Source organism: Clostridium sp. HCP1S3_C6 (assembly GCF_052066735.1).
Lineage (GTDB): Bacteria > Bacillota > Clostridia > Clostridiales > Clostridiaceae > Clostridium.
In genome coordinates this window covers 1-21,603 of the sequence record NZ_JBQHRN010000019.1, presented here as the reverse complement: position 1 = coordinate 21,603, position 21,603 = coordinate 1, and the positions used below count along the sequence as shown (strand labels likewise).

At 27.3% G+C, this 21,603-nt stretch carries 23 protein-coding genes; 17 read left to right on the top strand and 6 right to left on the bottom strand.

The annotated features are described in order from the left end of the window. Positions 1-99: 99 nt before the first annotated feature. From ACTNAO_RS08115 to ACTNAO_RS08055, 13 genes are all read left to right on the top strand, one after another. Positions 100-1,548: an aminoacyl-histidine dipeptidase gene (locus ACTNAO_RS08115; RefSeq protein WP_441027966.1), complete on the top strand. Its 1,449-nt coding sequence runs from the start codon at positions 100-102 to the stop codon at positions 1,546-1,548. A gap of 102 nt (positions 1,549-1,650) precedes the next feature. After that, positions 1,651-2,157, top strand: coding sequence for a GNAT family N-acetyltransferase (locus tag ACTNAO_RS08110; protein WP_441027965.1), 507 nt, complete (start codon positions 1,651-1,653; stop codon positions 2,155-2,157). A gap of 114 nt (positions 2,158-2,271) precedes the next feature. Beyond that, positions 2,272-2,943 carry a hypothetical protein gene (locus ACTNAO_RS08105; RefSeq protein WP_441027964.1) on the top strand — a complete coding sequence of 224 codons (672 nt, stop codon included), beginning with the start codon at positions 2,272-2,274 and terminating at the stop codon, positions 2,941-2,943. A 172-nt stretch (positions 2,944-3,115) separates the two neighbouring features. After that, complete coding sequence (locus ACTNAO_RS08100) at positions 3,116-3,685, top strand: Maf-like protein (RefSeq protein ID WP_441027963.1); 570 nt, start codon at positions 3,116-3,118, stop codon at positions 3,683-3,685. Between the two features lie 68 nt (positions 3,686-3,753). Further along, positions 3,754-4,767 carry a rod shape-determining protein gene (locus ACTNAO_RS08095; RefSeq protein ID WP_441027962.1) on the top strand — a complete coding sequence of 338 codons (1,014 nt, stop codon included), beginning with the start codon at positions 3,754-3,756 and terminating at the stop codon, positions 4,765-4,767. Between the two features lie 3 nt (positions 4,768-4,770). Further along, entirely contained in the window at positions 4,771-5,628 is an 858-nt protein-coding gene (mreC, locus tag ACTNAO_RS08090) for a rod shape-determining protein MreC (protein WP_441027961.1), read from the top strand. After that, on the top strand, positions 5,628-6,119 hold the full coding sequence (gene mreD / locus ACTNAO_RS08085) for a rod shape-determining protein MreD (protein WP_441027960.1): 492 nt from the start codon (positions 5,628-5,630) through the stop codon (positions 6,117-6,119). The genes mreC and mreD overlap by 1 nt, the downstream gene beginning before the upstream one ends. Continuing rightward, positions 6,116-9,019, top strand: a complete 2,904-nt coding sequence (locus tag ACTNAO_RS08080) for a penicillin-binding transpeptidase domain-containing protein (protein ID WP_441027959.1) — start codon at positions 6,116-6,118, stop codon at positions 9,017-9,019. Before mreD ends, ACTNAO_RS08080 begins: the two co-directional genes overlap by 4 nt. Before the next feature lie 186 nt (positions 9,020-9,205). After that, complete coding sequence (gene minC, locus ACTNAO_RS08075; protein ID WP_441027958.1) at positions 9,206-9,868, top strand: septum site-determining protein MinC; 663 nt, start codon at positions 9,206-9,208, stop codon at positions 9,866-9,868. Between the two features lie 94 nt (positions 9,869-9,962). After that, a complete protein-coding gene (minD, locus tag ACTNAO_RS08070; protein ID WP_441027957.1) occupies positions 9,963-10,760 on the top strand; it encodes a septum site-determining protein MinD in 798 nt (265 codons plus the stop codon). A 14-nt stretch (positions 10,761-10,774) separates the two neighbouring features. Further along, entirely contained in the window at positions 10,775-11,041 is a 267-nt protein-coding gene (minE, locus tag ACTNAO_RS08065; protein ID WP_441027956.1) for a cell division topological specificity factor MinE, read from the top strand. Positions 11,042-11,168: 127 nt separating this feature from the next. Further along, positions 11,169-12,326 (top strand): rod shape-determining protein RodA, encoded by a 1,158-nt coding sequence (gene rodA, locus ACTNAO_RS08060; protein WP_441027955.1) that lies wholly within the window; start codon positions 11,169-11,171, stop codon positions 12,324-12,326. Positions 12,327-12,412: 86 nt separating this feature from the next. Next, a complete protein-coding gene (locus tag ACTNAO_RS08055; RefSeq protein WP_441027954.1) occupies positions 12,413-12,808 on the top strand; it encodes a hypothetical protein in 396 nt (131 codons plus the stop codon). Positions 12,809-12,853: 45 nt separating this feature from the next. Here the strand turns inward: ACTNAO_RS08055 and ACTNAO_RS08050 are convergent, their stop codons facing one another. Continuing rightward, a complete protein-coding gene (locus ACTNAO_RS08050) occupies positions 12,854-13,138 on the bottom strand; it encodes a hypothetical protein (protein WP_441027953.1) in 285 nt (94 codons plus the stop codon). A 189-nt stretch (positions 13,139-13,327) separates the two neighbouring features. Here ACTNAO_RS08050 and ACTNAO_RS08045 point away from each other — a divergent pair, with 189 nt between their 5' ends. Then, positions 13,328-13,741: a hypothetical protein gene (locus tag ACTNAO_RS08045; RefSeq protein ID WP_441027952.1), complete on the top strand. Its 414-nt coding sequence runs from the start codon at positions 13,328-13,330 to the stop codon at positions 13,739-13,741. A gap of 15 nt (positions 13,742-13,756) precedes the next feature. Here the strand turns inward: ACTNAO_RS08045 and ACTNAO_RS08040 are convergent, their stop codons facing one another. From ACTNAO_RS08040 to ACTNAO_RS08030, 3 genes are all read right to left on the bottom strand, one after another. Continuing rightward, positions 13,757-15,673 (bottom strand): ABC-F family ATP-binding cassette domain-containing protein, encoded by a 1,917-nt coding sequence (locus ACTNAO_RS08040; protein WP_441027951.1) that lies wholly within the window; start codon positions 15,671-15,673, stop codon positions 13,757-13,759. 74 nt (positions 15,674-15,747) lie between these two features. Beyond that, the gene (locus tag ACTNAO_RS08035; RefSeq protein WP_441027950.1) at positions 15,748-16,365 is read right to left on the bottom strand and encodes a DUF4397 domain-containing protein; all 618 of its coding nucleotides are present in this window, start codon (positions 16,363-16,365) and stop codon (positions 15,748-15,750) included. Next, a complete protein-coding gene (locus tag ACTNAO_RS08030; protein WP_441027949.1) occupies positions 16,362-16,802 on the bottom strand; it encodes a hypothetical protein in 441 nt (146 codons plus the stop codon). Before ACTNAO_RS08030 ends, ACTNAO_RS08035 begins: the two co-directional genes overlap by 4 nt. A 124-nt stretch (positions 16,803-16,926) precedes the next feature. Here ACTNAO_RS08030 and ACTNAO_RS08025 point away from each other — a divergent pair, with 124 nt between their 5' ends. Next, positions 16,927-18,219, top strand: coding sequence for an aminotransferase class V-fold PLP-dependent enzyme (locus tag ACTNAO_RS08025; RefSeq protein ID WP_441027948.1), 1,293 nt, complete (start codon positions 16,927-16,929; stop codon positions 18,217-18,219). 41 nt (positions 18,220-18,260) lie between these two features. Here the strand turns inward: ACTNAO_RS08025 and ACTNAO_RS08020 are convergent, their stop codons facing one another. Continuing rightward, the gene (locus ACTNAO_RS08020; RefSeq protein WP_441027947.1) at positions 18,261-19,451 is read right to left on the bottom strand and encodes a 6-phosphofructokinase; all 1,191 of its coding nucleotides are present in this window, start codon (positions 19,449-19,451) and stop codon (positions 18,261-18,263) included. Between the two features lie 155 nt (positions 19,452-19,606). On the opposite strand from ACTNAO_RS08020, the gene ACTNAO_RS08015 reads away from it, so the two are divergent. Next, positions 19,607-20,158, top strand: coding sequence for a manganese efflux pump MntP (locus ACTNAO_RS08015; protein ID WP_441046167.1), 552 nt, complete (start codon positions 19,607-19,609; stop codon positions 20,156-20,158). Positions 20,159-20,224: 66 nt separating this feature from the next. Further along, entirely contained in the window at positions 20,225-20,644 is a 420-nt protein-coding gene (locus ACTNAO_RS08010) for a Fur family transcriptional regulator (protein ID WP_441027945.1), read from the top strand. A gap of 30 nt (positions 20,645-20,674) precedes the next feature. On the opposite strand, the gene ACTNAO_RS08005 is transcribed toward ACTNAO_RS08010, so the two are convergent. Further along, positions 20,675-21,466 (bottom strand): metal ABC transporter permease, encoded by a 792-nt coding sequence (locus ACTNAO_RS08005; protein WP_441027986.1) that lies wholly within the window; start codon positions 21,464-21,466, stop codon positions 20,675-20,677. Between the last annotated feature and the right edge of the window lie 137 nt (positions 21,467-21,603).

Below are 21,603 nucleotides of genomic sequence, written 5' to 3'. Positions count from 1 at the left end.
CTTTATAATTAAAGATTATTTATAATAAAACAATAAAGTATGTGTTATACTTTATTTATAGTATCATATAATATTTAGACATAATAAGGAAGTGGAAACATGAAAAATTTACAAAATATTAAGGCAAAGTTAGTATTTGACTATTTCAAGGAAATTTCTAGTATACCTAGAGGTTCTGGAAATGAAAAACAAATAAGTGATTATTTAAAGGGATTTGCAGAAAAACTAAATCTTGAAGTTATTCAAGATGATGCATTAAATATAATAATAAAAAAGCCTGCATCTAAAGGATATGAAAATGCCCCTACAGTAATTATCCAAGGACACATGGATATGGTATGTGAAAAAAATAATAATAAAGTTCATGATTTTACTAAAGACGGTTTAGAATTGATTGTAAAAGATGATTATATATATGCAAATGAAACAACTCTTGGAGCAGATGATGGAATTGCAGTGGCATATGCTATGGCTATACTTGCTGATGATAGTATAAAACATCCTAATTTAGAAATTCTATTAACTACAGATGAAGAAACTGGTATGACTGGTGCTATGGCAGTAAGTAAGGATAATATAAAAGGAAAAATATTATTAAATATTGATACAGAAGATGAGGGATATCTTCTAGTAAGTTGTGCTGGTGGTATTAGAACTAAATCAATTATAAAGCTTGAAAAAGAGCCATTAAAAAGTAATGTAAGTTTATTTGAAATATCAATAAAAGGTTTAAAGGGTGGTCATTCAGGTTGTGATATAGAAAAGGAAAGAGGAAATGCTAATAAGATATTAGGAAGGGTACTTAAAGGAATATCAGAAAATTTATCTTTTGATTTAATAGAAATTGGTGGCGGCTCAAAAAATAATGCCATTCCAAGAGAAAGCCATGCAATAATTGCTACAAATGAAGTTTGCAAATTAAAAGAAAGTATTTTAATATTTGATGAAATTATGAAGAATGAATTAAAGGTTTCTGATAGCTTAGTTTCTGTAAATGTCAATGAATATAATAAGGAACCTAAATTAAAAATTTCTGATAAGCGCAAGAAAGACATAATAAATTTATTATTTTTATATCCTAATGGTATAAATTCTATGAGTACTAATATAGATAATTTAGTTGAAAGTTCTACTAACTTGGGGATAATAAAAATGACAGACGATTATATTGAATTTGATAGTGCTGTTAGAAGTTCTACTCGTTCAAGGTTAGATGATATAGTTTCCAAAATTGAACTTTTAACAAATTTATGTAATGCACAATTTGAAAAAAATGATCCATACCCTGCATGGGAATATAAACAGGAATCAAAAGTTAGAGAAATATGTAAATCTGTATATAAAGAAATGTATGGAGAAGATATAAAAGTTTATGCAATTCATGCTGGAGTTGAATGTGGGTTATTTGAAGAAAGAATTGGAGATTTAGATATGGTAAGTTTTGGACCTGATATTATAGATGCTCATACTCCAAATGAACATTTGTCAATATCTTCAACAGAGAGAGTTTATGAGTATTTACTAAAAGTATTAGAAAATATAAAGTAAGTTATTGTTGCAGCACTATTATAAATAATCAATTTAAGAAGGTGTTACTGCCTTTTTGTAGAATATATAATTATGTAATTTTTATTAAATGAGGTGTTTATTGTGCTGCAAACTGATTTTTCTTATGGTGATTATAAATTTAAAAGTATTAGAAGTTCTGATGTGGAAAGAGTAGTAAACTGGATAAGAGATAATATTGATGAGAAAGAATCATACTATTCATTAGATAGTGATATTTTTTATAGAAGATTTTTAGAATATTATATTTCAGAAAATGAATGCTTTATGGAAATATATAAGAATAATCAATTGGTGGCTGTTTTTAAGGGTAGATTAGAAAAAATGAACCATAAAGAACTTGTTATTTGGTTTTTTGTTATGGATAAATTAAAAAGAAATGAAGGAATAGGAACATCTATAATAGATTTAATTATTAAATATTTTAAAGAAGTTCATAATATAGATGATATTTTAGTTGGAGTTGTTCAAAATAACATGGAAGGTATTTCTTTTTGGAATAGTATGGGATTTGATGTATCTAGAATATCAAGAAACTTTTTTGATGGATATGAAGAAAAGGATAGAAATTTAGTAATAATGAAAAAATAAAAGTGTTATTCAAGGAAAACTTGAGTAACATTTTTTTGAAAATATTTACATAATGAATGTACACTCCGAATAAATAATATATATATAATATGAATTTATTTGGAGGTGTTTCTAGTGAGATATACAAGATATAATATAAATAAAAAAGGTAAAGAAAATTTTTTCTTATGGATTATCTTTATTTTATTATTAGCTACTATTTTAGGAATTGGAATATATAAAATATTTATAGGTAATAATACAAAAGAAAAGTTGTCAGAAGAATTAAATATATCGAATGAAGAAAATTATGAATTATTTATAATTCAATGTGGTGTATATCAAAATAAAGATAATGCAGATTTACTAATTAAGGATTTAAGTAATGATTTTAATCCATTTATAGTTGAGGAAGATGGAAAATTTAAAGTTATTGCTGGTATTTATGAGAAAAATATTATAAGTCAAATAGAACAGATACTTAATTCAAGAAATGTGAATAATTTTACAATTAAGTGCAATTTAACTTCTAGTAATAACAATGATAAAATTAAAAAAAATTTAATTTCAGGATACATGCAGATAATAAATAAATTAGTTCAAGATGAAAATGTAAAAGCAATTGATACAACTAAATATAAAGAATGGGCAAGTAGTAGCATATTAAATGATTATAATGGAAATAATAATGATATAAATAGATTAAAAGAAATGATAAATAATATGCCTAAGGAATACACAAAAAATGATATATACAAAGATAGTTTAGTTATATATAATGTGATAATTAATTGTCGAGAAAATTAAAATAATATCTTGTATTTCTTAAATTTAAATTAAAAATTATTTTCTTAATTAAACATACTTGTTTATAACAATATTAAATGATAAACTATATTAGGTATAAAAGTTAATTGACTAACAATCATTTAACTAAATAAAAAATATCATATGTTATTAAAAAATAGGAAGTGATTCATTGAATTTTATATTAGCTTCTGGCTCAGAAAGAAGAAAAGAATTATTATCTAGAATAATAGATAACTATGATATTATTGTCAGTAAATTTAATGAAGCTGAAGTTAAGTTAGAAAGTGATGTTTCTAATTATGTTAAAGATATTGCTTTAGGTAAAGCAAAGGATGTATCATCAAGGGTTTCAAGTGATAATATAATTATAGCTGCAGATACAATTGTTACATTTAATTATGAAATTCTTGGAAAGCCTAAAGATGAAACTGATGCTTTTAGGATGTTAAAGTTGCTTAGTGGAAAATGGCATAAGGTATATACTAGCATTGTTATAATAAATAATTCTACTAATAAAACAATTAAAGACGTTCAATTAACAGAAGTTAAGTTTTCAGAACTTACTGATGATGATATATTAAAATACATAAAAACTGGTGAACCTTTAGATAAAGCAGGTGCTTATGGAATACAAGGACTTGGAGGAATATTTGTTGAACAAATAAAAGGATGCTACTATAATGTAGTTGGTATGTCACTTAATAAATTAAGTCTTATGTTAAAAGAAATATGTAAATAAGAGATAATTGAGAATAATGAGAATTAAGCAATTAAATAAATATATAAAATTAGAAAGGGGAAAATGTAATGGGATTTTTCGGATCAAATAAAGATATGGGAATTGACTTAGGAACTGCTAATACACTTGTTTATGTAAAAGGTAAAGGTATTGTATTAAGAGAACCTTCAGTAGTTGCAATAAATAATATAACTAAAAAACCTTTAGCAGTAGGATCAGAAGCTAAACTTATGATTGGTAGAACTCCTGGAAATATTGTAGCCATAAGACCATTAAGAGATGGTGTAATTGCAGATTTTGATGTTGCTCATACTATGATAAAATCATTAATTGAAAAAGGTGGTAGTAAATCATCTCTAAAAAGTCCAAGAATTATTGTATGTTATCCATCTGGTGTAACAGAAGTTGAAAAGAGAGCCATTGAAGAAGCTACAAAGCTTGCAGGAGCAAGAGATGTTGTATTGATGGAAGAACCAATGGCAGCTGCAATAGGAGCTGGACTACCAGTAAGTGAACCAACTGGTAGTATGATAGTAGATATTGGTGGAGGAACTACTGAAGTTGCAATTATTTCATTAGGAGGTATTGTAACAAGTAAATCTCTAAGAATAGCTGGAGATGAATTTGACCAATCAATTATTGCATATATTAAAAAAGAGTACAATTTAATGATTGGAGAAAGAACTGCGGAACAAATTAAGATGGAAATAGGTTCTGCATATAAAGTAGAGCAAGAAGAAAAAATGGAAATCAAGGGAAGAGATTTAATAACAGGACTTCCAAAAATAGTTGAAATATCTGAAGATCAAATAAGAGAAGCATTAAGAGAACCAGTATTTGCAATAATAGAAGCTATAAAAACTACATTAGAAAAAACACCACCAGAACTTGCTGCTGATATTATGGAAAAGGGAATAATGTTAGCAGGTGGAGGAGCGTTATTAAAAGGACTTGATGTGTTAATAACAAAAGAAACAAATATGCCTGTACATATTGCAGAAGCACCTTTGGATTGCGTTGTTTTAGGCGCTGGAAAGGCTCTACAAGATTTTGATAAAATTAGCAGAGAAGAGAGAGCTTAATAAATGAAATTTTTTAAAAATAAACTGGCAGTAACAGTTGTTGTTCTGTCAGTTACATTTTTAGGGTTGATTATATTTACAAGTGCTAAGCAATATAATGGATTGGAAAGTAGTGCAGGTAGTGCTTTAAATCCATTGCAAAAAATATTATATAGCGTAAATAGAAGTGCTAAAGATTTTGTAGATTTCTTTTTGAATTTTTCAGATGTAAAAGAAGAAAATAAAAATTTAAAAAATGAAAATGAAGAATTAAAAGAAAAACTAAGTCAATATTCTGATTTAGAAGAAGAAAATACAAGACTAAAATCTGTTTTGGATTTTGAAGAAACAAGAAGCCAATATGATTATATATCTACAAATATAATTCATTATGCAGGAGCAGGCGTTGTTGATGGTTATGTAGTAGATAAGGGCTCTAAAGATGGAATAGAAGTGGGAATGGTTGTGATAGCATCTGAAGGCTTAGTTGGTAGAGTTTCAAAAGTTGGTGGCAATTGGTCTATTATCCAATGCATAATAAATGAAAATATAAAGGTAAGTGTTATGCCAGAATCAACACGTGAAAATAGTGGAATTCTTGAAGGATATACTGATAGAAATAAAAATATGTACACTAAAATACAATATTTACCTATGGATTCTCAAATAAAAGAAGGAGATGTTGTTTTAACATCTGGTTTAGGGCTTGTTTATCCAAAGGAAATAAGAGTTGGTGAAGTATTATCAGTAGAGGAAGACAAGGTTAAGGTTATGAAAAGCGCTATAGTAAAACCATTTGTTGATTTTGAAAAACTTGAAGAACTATTTATTATAGTTCCAAAAGATAAAAGGGTAATAGAGTATGATGATGAGGTAAAATAATGAAGAGATTGATTGTTTTTATTATAATGATCTTACTATTAGTATTAGATAATTCATTGTGTCCCTTTTTTGCAATATCAAGGGCTGTCCCTAGTTTATTGTTTGTTTTTGCAATAGCATATTCTATAATTTATGGAAAAACTGAAGCTACAATAGTAGGAATTTTTTCTGGAGTTTTGCAAGATATATATTTTACAAATTGTTTTGGAATAAATTGTCTTGTTAATATGATATGTTGTTTTATAGTAGCAACTATAGGAGAAAGTATTTGGAAAGAAAAAAAGGTCATTCCAGTAGCATCTATGTTTGGCATTAGTATTTTTAAATACTATATAGTTTGTCTTATTTTATATTTAATAGGTATTAATACAGAAATAATTAGAGGAGTATTTATTGCAGTTTATAATTCGGTAATTATGTTTTTTGTATACAGTATAATATTTAAATATTATAAAAAAGAGCACAATGAAGTTACATGGAGGTTTAAATGATAATAAATTCACCAAAAAAGAAAAAAAAGTTTTCAAGATATAATGTATTTATAATTTTAGTAGCTTTGGTGTTTTGTGTTATAATTGCTAAACTTGCATATTTACAATTGTTTAAGCATGATGATTATACTGAAAAAGCAAATACAACATCAACAAGATTTATGTCTGAGGTTGCACCTAGAGGAATTATTTATGATCAAAAGGGAAATTTACTTGCAACAAACTCTCAGACATATGCTATTACTTATACATCAACTACTGATGCAGATAAGTATATTTATAGAACAATAGACTCTGTTTTGAAAATTCTTAATGATAATGGTGATTCTTCTAAGATTCAAGATGATTTAGTTCTTAAATTAGATGAAAATAATAATTGGTATATTCAATTTACAACTAGTGATACAGATGGACAGAAGACTCAGGAAATTAGATTTAAGAGGGATATTGGTCTTAATGATGAAATACAAAATGATTTAAAAAAGCAAGGAATTATAGCAGAAGATACTACTGATTATTCAGATTCAGAAATTGAAATGGTAAATAAAAAATTAATGGATATTACACCAGATGAAGTATTTCAATATTTAGTAAAATCATTTTCAATGTATGATCTTTTAATAGACCAAGATCAGGATCAAGCTGAAATAAAAAAACAACAAAAAAAGTATAAGGATATGGAAGCGTCAGAAATAGCTGATATCTTAACACAAAAATACACAAAAGAACAGTTGAGAAATTATATGGTTATAAAGTATGCAATTAAAATGCAAAGTTTTAAGGGGTATAAGTCAGTAACTATAGCTAAAAATATTACCTTTAATACTGCTTCGGTTATGTATCAAAAGTTAAGTGAATTGTATGGAATTGATGTTACACAACAACCTATAAGAAATTATCCATATAATTCAATGGCTGCACAGGTTTTAGGTTATCTATCGCCTATTGATGCAACTAAATCTGAAAATTATGAGTTAAGAGGTTATGATGTATCAACAGATCTTATTGGTGTTTCGGGAATTGAATCTTCTTTTGAAGAACAACTTAAGGGTGTAAAGGGTGGTACAACTGTAAAAGTTAATTCAAAAGGTCAAGTTACAAGCGAGTTGTTTAAACTTGAATCATATCCAGGAAATAATGTACATTTAACCATTGATAAGAATCTTCAATATGCTGCAGAACAAAGCTTAAAAGACACTATGGAGGGTCTTAGAAGTGGCGCTATAGCAGGTACTCCGTATCCTGGTGCAACAAGAGGTGCAGTAGTTGCTGTAGAAGTAAATACAGGAAGGATACTTGCATCTGCATCAAATCCAGATTATGATCCTAATATTTTTGCTGTTTCTGGTCAGCTTACAGATGAACAAAATGAAGAATATTTTAGTCCTGATTTAGAAAAATTCGGAACAAATTATATTAAATCAAGAGGTTTATCATTATCCCTAGATGACTTATTTCCATTAGATAGTAATGGGAATAGAACTGATAAGAGGGATGTTTATCCAAGAGCATTTTTTAACTATGTAACTCAAGGATTAATTCCACCAGGGTCTTCCTTTAAGCCTATGACAGCTATAGCAGGTCTTGAAGAAGGTATTATTACACCGCAAAGTCCTATATATTGTTCAGGTGTGTTTAATACACATCCTGAAGTATTAGGATCATTTGCACCTAAGTGTTTATCAGCACATGGCTCATTAACATTAGATAATGCTCTAGAAAAATCATGTAATATGTTTTTTTATGAAGTTGGATATCAATTGTATATAAATGGTGGTCAAAATGTTGAAGCTCTGGATTCACTAGCTCAATATGCATGGAAATTTGGACTTGGTTCTGATCCAAATGGACAACAAAAAAATAGTACTGGTATAGAAATAAAAGAAAATTTTGGGCAGGTTTATAATTTTACATCTGCAAAAAATCAAGCAAAGTATTATGCTAGATTTGACCTTGCAAATTATTTAGAACAAGGAAATTATGAAGGTAGAACATATTATGTTCCTTTTGACTATTCAACAAGTGAAGATGACGATGAAGATTTAAAAAATGCAAAGGCATCATTAAAAAAGAAAATATCTGATAGAATTGACAAATTTGGAACAAATGGTGAGGATGCTACAGATCATGATACATTTTCAAAGAGCATATTAGGTGATATTCAAGACATTATGAACTATTCAAGAAAATATGCAGATAATGTTACTAAATATGAAACAGAAAAAAATACTACCGTTGATAGAACAAATCAAGCACAAATAATTGCAGATGTTATTGCAACATTTGTTATAAATGATAGAAGAGCTGAACTTACATCACCAGCACAAGAAATATATGCATCCATTGGTCAAGGAATGAATAATTTTACTCCTATACAAATTGCTCAATATGTATCAACTATTGCAAATGGTGGAACAAGATATGCACTTCATTATGTTGATAAAATAACTAGTCCTGATGGAGATACACTTCAAGAGTTTGGTAAAACTGTACTTGATGAAACTGGTGTTAGTAAGCAAACGTTAGATGCTGTTAAGGCAGGTATGAGAAAGGTTAACATGGATGAAAATGGTACTGCAGTTGGAGCATTTGAAAATTTTCCAATTGAAACTGCAGGTAAAACAGGAACAGCTGATATAAATGATCAAGAACAAGAATCATGGGGAAGAGCTCCTTATGCAACATATATAAGTTTTGCTCCTTATGATAATCCTGAAATTGCAATTGTAGCAGTTGTATATGATGGAGGTCATGGTGGTTATATAGCACCTATTGCAAAGGCTATATATGAAGCATATTTCAAGGATAGAATTTTAAGTATGGATCCTAATTATGCATCAAAATCTGAATCATTCCAAAAGTATGTTTTAAATGCGCCAGCAGACAATAAAAGCAATTAGATAAAAAGTTGTTTTATTAAAAAGTTTTAATTTTAATAAGGCAGCTTTTTTATTTTTAAAATTAAGAATATCTTAATTTATTTACATTGTAGATTTTTAACATTAATGATATAATTGATTGGAAAAGGTCTAAGATTAAGAGATAATTTAGATTAATACTACATTAATAGGGTGGTGCATTAATCATTGATTAACAAAGGAATTATCATAAAAGGTAATAAAGAGGGCTTAAATGCTGAAATTGATATGGATAAATTTGATAATTTTGATGACATGCTAGGAACTCTTACTGAAAAATTATCAAAAGGAAAACAATTTTATAAAGATTCAACTCTTTGTATTACAACAAAGTTATCTGATTTGTCTAAAGACGAAGGTGATAAATTAAAAGAGGTATTATTAAATGAAATTGTTGTAAAGGATATAATATTTGAAGATAGCGCTTCTGCTAATAGTGATAATAATAGCAAATCTAAGGATATTACTGAAAAATGTTTTGAAGGAATTCATGAAGGAAAAACAAAATTTTTTAGAAAAGCAATTAGAGGGGGGCAAATAATTAATTTCCCAGGCAATATAGTTATTATTGGTGATGTTAATCATGGATCAGAAGTATATGCAGGTGGTAATATTATAGTTTTAGGAGCTATAAAGGGAAAGGTGTTTGCTGGAATAGATGGTAATAGAGATGCAATAATAGCAGCATTTTATATGCAACCTGAAATATTAAAAATAGCAGATATAATTACAATGTCTCCTGATTCTGAAAAGCCTAAATATCCAGAAGTAGCAAAGATTAAAGATAATTCAATTCTTGTAGAACCATATCTTAATAATAAGTATATATAACTTTAAGAAAAAATAATTGAGACATAAACTCGTGCTATAAAATTTTATAATTTAAATTTATTACAAACGTATAAATATTTGGAGGGATTAATTAATGGGAGAATCTATTGTAATTACATCAGGAAAAGGAGGAGTTGGTAAAACAACTACAACTGCTAATATTGGTACGGCTTTAGCTGCACTTGGAAAGAAAGTTGTATTAATAGATGGAGATACTGGACTTAGAAATCTTGACGTATTAATGGGATTAGAAAATAGAATAGTATATACACTTATAGATGTTATAGAAGGAAGATGTAGATTAAAACAAGGATTAATAAAGGATAAAAGATTTCCTAATCTATCATTGCTTCCAACAGCACAAATAAAGGATAAAGATGATATTGATGCTGAAGACATGTTAAAAGTAGTAAATGAATTAAAAGAAGAATTTGATTATGTTCTTATAGATTGTCCTGCAGGTATTGAGCAAGGATTCGAAAATTCTGTTATTGGAGCTGACAGAGCTTTAGTAGTAGTAAATCCTGAAATAACTTCAGTTAGAGATGCTGATAGAGTTATAGGAAAACTTGATGCAAAGGGATTAGATGATCATTCAGTTATTGTAAATAGATTGAATTATGATATGACACAAAGAGGAGATATGCTTGATGTAGCTGATATTATAGAAACATTATCAGTAAAATTAATTGGTGTTGTTCCTGCAGATGAAAATGTTACAGTTTCAACAAATAAAGGAGAACCTATTGTTTTAGAAGAAGGATCTTATGCTGGTCAAGCCTTTAAAAATATTGCCAGAAGAATATTAGGCGAAGATGTACCTTTAATGGAATTACATTCAAAAAGTAATGGTATATTATCTTCTATTAAAAGAATATTTAGTCGTAAATAAAAGGGGGATAAAACATGGGATTTTTTAATTTTGGTAATAAGCTAAAGCCCAAAGATGTAGCAAAAGATAGGCTTAGACTTATCTTAATTCATGATAGGGGTGATATTCCAGAAGAGGTATTAGAAAAAATGCGTGATGAAATATTACAAGTTTTATCTAAATATATTGAAATAGATAGTGAAGATGTTGAAATAGCCTTAAACAAGGGGGATGTTGTTGAAGGTGAAGGTTCAACTTCACTTGTAGCAAATATACCTATAAAAAGTGTAAGAGGAAGATAATTAATTAGCTGTTTACAATGTTTAAGCATATGTATTCAGCTTTTTATGTATAAAATAAAGTTTTATTTATATAATAATCTTGTGGTAACAATTATAAATAAAACTAGAAGTGGAAGTGTTAAAAGTAGTGGAAAAGATTGGTGAGTTTTTTAGTCAATTTAAATTAGATATTAGACTTATTAGAGAGATTGATAAGAAGCTTCTTATATCTATATTGTTATTAGTATCTTTTGGGATGTTAAATATATATTTGTGCACAAAAGGCAGAGTAGATGGAATTAGCAATTTCTTTTTTATATCTAAACAGTTACGTTGGTTTTTATTATCATTAATTGTAATGTATCTCTTATTAGTAATAGATTATAGAGCTATTTATAGATTTGTTCCTATTCTTTATTGGATAACTGTTGGTTTATTAGTATTGGTTTTAATAATTGGTAAGGAAATTAATGGAGCTAAAGGATGGCTTAGTCTTGGATTTATGGAATTACAACCAGCAGAACTTGCAAAATTCACCATAATCCTTATGGAAGCTAAAATATTAAATGAATGTGATTTTGAAATAAACAATATTAAGAATTTTGCAAAAATAGCTATATATGCACTTATTCCCATGGCACTTATAGCAGCTCAGCCAGATATGGGTATGACTCTTGTATGTTTCTTTATAATGCTTGGTATAGTTTTTATAGCAGGAATTGATAAAAAAATTATTATTGGTGGTATTTTATTTTGTTTTGTGGCAGTAATAGCTTTATGGCCAACTGGAGTAATAAAAGATCATCAAAAGCAAAGAATATTAACATTTTTAAATCCAGATACTGAAGATTCAGCAGATAGCTATCAATTAAATCAATCTATTATAGGAATTGGTGCAGGTGGACTTATTGGAGAGAGACCATCTTTTTCATCAGAAGTATCTCCAGGATATACAGGGACTCATGTTCCAGAAATACAAACTGATTTTATTTTTTCAGCAATTGGTGAACAATGGGGATTTGTTGGTGCAATATTTCTTCTGATTTTATATTTTATACTCATATCTAGAATTGTGAGTATAGCAAAAAATACTGAAGATAATTTTGCAAAAGTAATATGTATAGGAATGGTATCATATTTCATTTTTGCCATTACTCAAAATATATGTATGACTATTGGATTATTGCCTATAACAGGTATTACTCTTCCATTAATAAGTTATGGAGGCAGCTCTCTTCTTACAATTATGATGTCTCTTGCACTTATTATAAATATCGGAATGAGAAAAAGAAAAATACATTTTTAGTAATATAATAAGAAGGTTTGTACTGAGGCAAACCTTCTTGATTTTTATATAAGCTGTAAAAATAAGTTGTTTTTTGAGAGAATGGTATGTATAATCAACTTATAAATTACAGGAGGGGATGTAATGAAGTTAAAAAAATATTATCTACAATTTTAGCATCATTTGTAATGTCTACATTGGTACTAACTAATATGCCAACTACTAAAATGGCATTTGCTGAAGAAGGTACAAAATATTCTGGAACAGATATAAAAACAGGTATTGATCATTTGAAGGAACTTGGAGTAACACATGTTCAAATATTACCAATGTATGATTATGCATCTGTAGATGAAGCAGTTAATAATGATGATAATAATAATGACAATAATAATGATGATTCAAGTTCTTCATTTGATAATAAAGCTATAATGTTAGTTCTTTTAGCAATGATTGCTTCTGGAAGTGCTTCTTTTGTAGCTTATAGAAAAAAAGATATGTAAATAAAAAATAGAATGCAAAATTAATTTTGCATTCTATTTTTTTAATTATTTATTTAGTAAAGAAAATATTATATAAATTATAATAGCCACAGAAGAAATAGAAGCTATTAAATAATCTATATTATTATCTTCCACATCATCATCACTTTTATTTAGTATATTGTACATAGGAAGAACAATTGCAATTATATAGCATAAAACTATACTTAAATCAGTTATTCCCTTTTGAAATACCATATAGCCGCCAATAAATATAAGAGATATTATTGAAAGTATAATGGTAAAAATTATGTCTCTATTTTTTTTAAACTTATTAATAAGATTATTCATTTTTATTACCCCATAAAATATCTTTTTACATAATTATAAAATATCACATTTATTATTTTTTTTCAATAAATGTGATATTTTTAAATACTATTTTAAAAATGTTAATTTTTTTAAATATGTTAAAGAAACAATGCAAAATTACGATATATTTATTAAGAAGGATAAAAAGAAAGCAAGGTGTGTGATAATATGATTAACTTAATAAGTAGCCGATTAATACTTAGAAATAATTCACCATTATTTGATGCAAAAAAGTATCATCCATCAAATAAAATTGGAGTGCTTTTAAATGATAATGTTATTAAAGTTAATGAAGGAAGTGCCCTTGATGAATTTATTAATGAACGTGAAGAAATTAAAGAAAAAATAAAAAAATTAAATGAACAGGTTATTGAAAAAAAAGAGGAAGCTAATAATTTAAAGCAAGAAAATATAAATGTGTCTAGCACTGAAAATAATAATGATGATAAAGATATAAAAAAGTTAGAAGAAAAATTAAAAAAAGTAGATAAGCTTATAACAGGTTATGAAAAAGGTTTTTTAGTAAATTCCACAGATGAAGATATTCAAATGAAAAGTGATGGTATGAGTTTGCTTGCATAAAAAATGGGAAGAGTATTAATTAAGCTCTTCCCATTCTTCATATAATTTTTCAAGTTGTTCTTCAGAATCTTTTATTTCGTTACTTACCCTTGTACTTTCAGAAGGATTAGAGTAAATTTTTTCATCACATAAATCTTCTTGAAGCTTTCCTAGTTTTTGTTCTAAATTAGATATTAATGATTCGAGTTCCCTAATTCTGGCCTTTTTTGCACGTTCTTCTTTTTGAGATTCTCTTTTTTTCTTTTTTTCATTGTTTATTTGAGTTTTAGTTTTATTATTGTTGTCAGATGATATATCATCAAAGCGTGTAGGATTTAGTTTTTTGTCCATATAATATGTATAATTACCTAAATATTCAGAAACACCATCTTCATTTAATTCTAATATTCTAGAAATAACCTTATTTAAAAAGTATCTATCATGTGAAATAACTATTAGTGTACCATCATAATTTAGTATTGCTTCTTCAAGAGCTTCTCTAGATGGAATATCTAAGTGGTTTGTTGGTTCATCTAAAAGTAGTAAATTTGATTGGGATAAAATAAGTTTGAGTAAATTAATTCTACATTTTTCTCCACCACTTAATTTATCAATTGTTTTAAAGACATCATCACCTTTAAATAAGAAAGAACCTAAAAATGTTCTTATTTTTGATGTTGTAAGATAAGGAAAATCATCCCATACTTCATCTAATATAGTTTTATTTGGAGATAAATTAGATTGTTCTTGATCATAGTAACCAACATTAACATTAGCACCTAAAACTTTTACCCCTGTATCTTGTTTTATTTTATCCATTATTATTTTAAATAAGGTAGTTTTTCCACGACCATTTTCTCCTATTAAAGCTATCTTTTCACCACGCTTTAAGTCAAAGGAAACATTAGAAAATAAATGTTTGTTTTCAAAACTTTTGCTTAAGTTTTCAACATGTAAAACATCATAACCACTTTTTACAGCAGCTTCAAATTTAATTTTAGAAGCATTTTCTTCTTTATCTGGAGCATCTAATTTTTCCATTTTATTTAAAGCTTTTTCACGGCTTTCAGCTCTTTTAATACTTTTTTCTCTATTAAATGATCTGAATTTTTCTATGATAGCTTCTTGTCTTTTTATTTCAGCCTGTTGGAGATTATAAGCTTTTAATTGTGCTTCATAATCCTTTTTATGTAATTCAATAGACTTTGTATATGAAGCATTATAAGAATGAAGATGACCATTTATAAGATAAAAAGTTTTTGTTGTAACAGCATCAAGAAAATATCTATCATGGGAAATTACAATTACAGTTCCCTTATAGGAATTAAGATATTCTTCAAGCCAACTTATTGCTTCAAGATCCAAGTGGTTTGTAGGTTCATCTAAAAGTAATATATCAGGCTTTCCAAGAAGAAGCTTACAAAGGGCAACTCTTGTTTTTTGTCCACCACTTAATGTATTAATAATTTTATCAAAGTCTTTTTCTAAGAAACCAAGGCCTTTTAAAACTTTGCTTATTTCGCCTTTATATGTATAACCACCTCTATTTTTATATAATTCCTGGGCAGTTGTATAATCTTTTATAAGCTTTTCATGGTATGATGAATTATTTTCATCGTAAGGTTCGTTCATTAACTTTTCTGTTTTTGCTATTTTATTTTCAAGGGCAGTTAAATCTGAAAATACAGTAACCATTTCATCATAAATTGTATTGTTAGATTGTAAATCTAGATGTTGAGATAAATAGCCTAAAGTTTTATTTTTATCTATAAATATTTCACCACTATCAAAAGAAAGTTGTTTTGATATTATTTTAAATAATGTAGATTTTCCTTCACCATTAGCACCTATTATAGCTGCTTTTTCTCCTTCATTTACAGAGAGATTTACATTTTTTAATATTTCAGTAATTCCGTAACTTTTACATATGTTTTTTAAGCTTAATACTATCATAATATTAAATCCTTTCTAAAAAATTAACTTATGCATTAATTATATCCTAATTAATGCATAAGTTAAATACTTTGTTATATGCCATCTTCTAAAAATAGATAACCTAATTTGGGATTTCCATAAATTTGTCCTATTATATAAATAGTATAGAAGTGGCCTTTTTTTAAAGTTTTAGAACTTATAAATTTTTTAAATCCTTCTGCTGCTTCAGTTTCTGTTAATAAAAAGTCATAAAGACCAGGCTTTAATTTTACATATCGAGTATTTTCTATATATTGTACTCCGGAAAAAATAGCTTCTTCATTTGATAATGAAAGAGTTAACAGTGGAGAATCTGGTGAAAAATTAATAAATCGCAAAAAGGAATTTTCGGATATAGTTATTGGAAAACCATCAATTATTGTAAAAACCGATAAAGCACTTTCTAAAACTATGATATTCATAGTAAAGCTACTTTGAGGTAAAAAAACAGCTTCTTCACTATATAAGACTTCCGATTTATCGCCAGAGTTATATATTTCAAGTAAATATTCTCCAGATGGAATATTTCTGTAACTAGTTACTTTTCCAAAGGAAAATCCATCTATAAAAAGCTTTTTATTTAAATATATGTCTAAATTGCTAGAGGATGCTGAATTTAAAAAACGTATGTTACAATTTAGATTAGGTAATGAATTTTTTTGTATGTTCATTTATTATCTACTCCTTTATTTAAATCTAAGGTTAGTTTTATAAATCTTCGTCCGATTAATTTTGCAATAGGAAAGGGGATATTATAAGCTTCCATAAGAGTTAATGTCCCTGGACTTAAATTTTTAATCTCATCAAATATTTTATCAATTTTTATACTAGAACCTTCACGTATTAGGTCATCATCAAAATTCATTTTCATATCTTTTATCATATCGCTAGGGCATCTTAATTTTCTTGATTCATTATAAGAGTAAAGCTCATTATTATTTTTAGAACCTTGTGGAAAAGTATATATTCCTTCTTCTTGGGAATTCAAATTATTATCATTATTATTTACCATTACTGGTGACTGAAGATTTAAAGCATCTTTAAATGGTACAAATTTTAAGTCTTCAATAGATTTATTTTTGAAGTTATTATCTTCACTTGGAATCATGTTACTACCTCCTAGTAAGCCTTTTATTATAAATATATATTTATGTTTATAGAAAATATTACTTTTAATTTAATAGAACGATAAAACTATTCTTAGAATATATTAAATTAAGGAGGAATTTGTTATGAAGAGTGATTTTGATGATATTATATTAGGAATAGATTCAAAGGTGATACTTAGAGATGGTAGTGAAGTAAGATCAATAAATTTTGATAATGCTGCTACCACACCTACCTTTAAAGAAGTTATAGATAATATAATAAAATATAGTGATTATTATGGTTCTATAGGAAGAGGTACTGGTCATAAATCAGAAATAACTACAAGATTATATTTAGAATCAAGAAATTATATTTTAAATTATTTTAATGTTCCAAATAAAGATGATTATACAGTAGTATATGTTTCAAATACAACAGATGGAATTAATAAACTTGCAAAAATATTAATTAAAAGCAAAGATGATATTATAATATCTACAAGAATGGAACATCATTCTAACGACCTTCCTTGGAGAGAAGCATGTATGGTAGATTATATAGAAGTGGATAAAAATGGTAGGTTACAATTATGTGAACTTGAGGAAAAACTAATAAAATATAAGGGAAAAGTTAAATATGTTACTATGACAGGTGCTTCTAATGTAACTGGATATGTTAATGATATCCACAAGGCAGCAGAAATTATCCACAGATATAATGCTAAAATAATAGTAGATGGTGCACAACTTGTGCCACATATGAAGGTAAATATGTCAGGAAATACAAGTGAACAAAAAATAGATTTTCTTGTGTTTTCTTCCCATAAATTGTATGCACCATTTGGCTCAGGAGCTATTATAGGAACTAAAGAGGATTTTGATTCTAATATTCCATGTAGTGAAGGTGGAGGAACTGTAAATTTTGTAATGGATAATGAAGTGGAATATTTATTATCACCAGAAAGGGACGAAGCAGGAACACCTAATTTTTTTGGAGTACTAGGAATGATAAGTGCTTTAGAGGTCCTTGATAGAATAGGATTTTCCAATATTCATAAAAATGAATTAGAATTAAAAAAGAGAATGATTGAAGGATTAAGTAAAATTCCAAAAATAAATCAATATGGAGATTGGGATGTTAATAATATTTATGATTCAGTAGGTATTATAGTATTCAATATAGGAACATTATATCATCAATTAGCAGCAGAAATTTTAGCAAAGGATTATGGAATTGCTATAAGACAGGGATGGTTTTGTGCTCATCCATATTGCAGAAGACTTATGCATATATCTGAAAAGGCTGCAGGTGCATTTATAAAAAATCCAAATGAAAGAATGCCAGGAATGCTTAGAATTAGTTTTGGAATTTATAATACTAAAGAAGAGGTAGATTATTTTTTAGAGGCTGTAGATAATATTTCAAAGAAAATGTAAAATAAGAGAGACTATTTAAAGAAAAGTCTCTCTTAAAAAATCTATTTAGTAAAAATCTTGTATTTTGGAGTACCATCAATTAATGGTTTAAAATATTGATAGGCTTCCTTTGATACATGGTTTTGTTCTTCATTAATCCATTCAATAGGAAAGTATTTGACATTGTTAGCTACTTTAGAAGATTCAACTAATGAATAAGAGATTGTGTATGGAAAATTGCTATCACGATTTATTGCAACCATATAACCATTTTTTCCGTTTTGCCCAGCTTTTAATGCCTCATATCCAGCTCTAAAGGCCTCTTCAACATCAGTAGTAGAAGCACAATGCATAGCACATCTTTGAAGAACTCCAAGTTCAAGGGCTTTTACTCTTGATGTAATTCCATCTTTTAAAATAAGTTGTCTTAAATATGATGCAACTCCTCCAAGTTGTGCATGATTAAAATTATCATGTGATGTGCTTTGTATAGAAGTAAGAAAATTACCATTTTTATCTCTTAATCCTTCTGATGCAACTATGTAAACTTGATTTTGCTCTTGAAATTTAGCACGAACATCCTTTAAGAATTTTTCTTTATCAAAAGCAACCTCTGGAAGATATATAAAATCAGCTACAGGTTCACCAAAGTATCTAGCTGCACAAGCAGAAGCCGCAAGCCATCCTGTGTCTCTTCCCATAGTTTCTAATATAAATATTCCATTATTTTTATAGACAGAAGAATCAAGGTATGTTTCTAAAACAGATGTTGCTATAAACTTAGCTGCACTTCCAAAACCAGGAGTATGATCTGTATACATTAAATCATTATCGATAGTTTTAGGAATACCTACAAAATTAATATCAAGATTATTATCTTTCGAGTATTTGCCTAATTTAGCAGTAGTGTCCATAGAATCATTTCCACCTATATAATAAAATGTTTTTATATCTAAGTCTTTTAATATTTTAAGAAGTTTATCATATTCGTCAGTAGATTCGGAAATTTCTTTCATTTTATATCTACAAGATCCAAGTCCAGATGATGGTGTATATTTGAAATCTATTATATCCTTTGAATCAAAATCAGATAAATTTATAATTTTACCAGATAAAATACCTTCTATTCCGTTTAAGCCTCCATAAATTTTATCATAAACTTTTAAATCTTTATTAGCTTGAATTAATCCTACAACACTAGAATTAATTACTGAAGTAGGTCCACCAGATTGAGCTACTATACAATTTGACATAGACTATATCTCTCCTTTGGTTTTAAACTTAAATAACATTCATAATTACTATACAATAAATAAAAATAATAATAAAGTGTTTATAATTAAAATTTAGTTCTAAAAAATTTATATTGTCATATATTATCATAATAATAATAGTGAAAGGTAAAAATATGACTCTTTTAGAGGTTGTTTTTATAGGTATAGCATTAGCTATGGATGCTTTTTCAGTAAGTTTAAGTCTTGCTATAAGTAATGATAACTGCAGAAATAAAAAATTAAGGTCAAAAGTAGTTTTGATATTTGGCTTTTTTCAATTTGCTTTATCACTTATAGGAGGAATTTTAGGATTTTATTTTAATAATTATGTAATGGTTATTCCAGAAAAAGTATTAGCAATAGTATTAGCAATAGTAGGGGGGTTAATGATTTATGATGGTAAAAGGAAAAATAATAATTTAACTAAAAAAAATGGAGTTATAATTTTTCTTGGAATATCTGTAAGCATTGATGCTTTAGCAGTTGGATTTACTGTACTTTCTGAAATTAAATATGTGTCAGTTATAATTTGTTACTGCATAATCATAGGACTTATAACATCAATATTATGTATTATATCATTTATAATAAGTAAACTTGTAAGAAAAATGAGTATCATTTCTAAATATTCTAATTATTTAGGGGGGATTATTTTAATTGTTATGGCAATAAAGGCCGCATTTTAGGTGTAATTAATGTAGACAAAATATGATATAATGTAATTAAGAAATAAAAGATAGTGAGGCTTTTTTATGGAATTTAAAGAATTATTGAAAAGCAGGGGATTAAAAGTTACAAAAGCAAGAATTGCTATTTTAGAAATGTTATCTTATTCTAAATTAAGTTTATCTGCAGAAGAAATATATGAAAAATGCAGATGTTCAGGTCTTAATATTAATTTAAGTACTGTTTATAGATGTTTAGAATCTTTTGAAGAAAAAAATATAGTAGATAAATTTTCTAATACAGATGGAATATGCTCTTATAAGTTAAAAGGCAAAGAGCATAAACATATGTTAAGATGTAGTGTATGTCATAAAGAAGTTGAAATCCCATGTCCAATGAAGCAATTTGAAGAAATAGTAGAAAAGGAAACAGGATTTACACTTACAGAACATAATCTTGTTATGAATGGAGTATGTAAGGATTGTATAAATAAAAAAAGTAATTAAGAAAGTAAATTGCTTTCTTAATTACTTTTTTTATATAGTTTTTTTTGAAATAATAAGGAAAATAACAAGCATAAAAACAGAAACTAATGCTATAGTTCCACCTGGAGCAGTATTAAATATGTAAGAAAGAATTAAACCACTTATTATGTCAATAAAGCCTATTATTATAGAAAAAATAAGTGTTTTTTTAAAGTTTGTTTTAAATTGCATTGCAGTAGCAACAGGAACAACAAGAATTGAAGAAACAACCAATATTCCCATTATATTAATTGATAAAGATATTGTAGTTCCAACAAGTAATGTAAATAAGTAATTTACAAATTTTGTGTTTATACCTGCAGTTTTCGCACCATCTTCATCAAATGTAACATATATAAGTTTATTATATATAATTGCAAGAATTATCATGCATATAAGACCTGCAATAGCTATAATAAGCAAATCTGTTTTTGACACAGTAAGAATACTTCCAAATAAGATTGAATTAACCTTAGCTGTAGCTTTTCCTGTACTTATTAATATAATTGCAATTCCTAAACTAAATGTAAGTACAATAGACATTACAAGTTCTGCATATTTTTTAAAGGATCCTCTAAGCGCTTCAATTATTAATGCACAAGCAGTTGTAAATAAAAATGCAGAAAATATAGGATTTATTCCAAATACAAGACCTATGGCAACCCCAGCAAAGGATGAATGAGATAGAGTGTCTCCAATCATTGAATTTCTTCTAAGTACAATAAATAGTCCTATAACAGGGCATAATATGGAAATAATAATTCCAGCCATAAAAGCGTTTTGCATAAATTCTAGTTTAAACATATTAACAAAAGTTTGAATCATTTCATTTCTGCTACTTAAAATGTAATCAAATATAAACATTTTAAGAATTTTACTGTTTCAATGTATCTGCTTTTGTTATAAAAACTACTTGCATTTGATATGATACTCCACAGTCG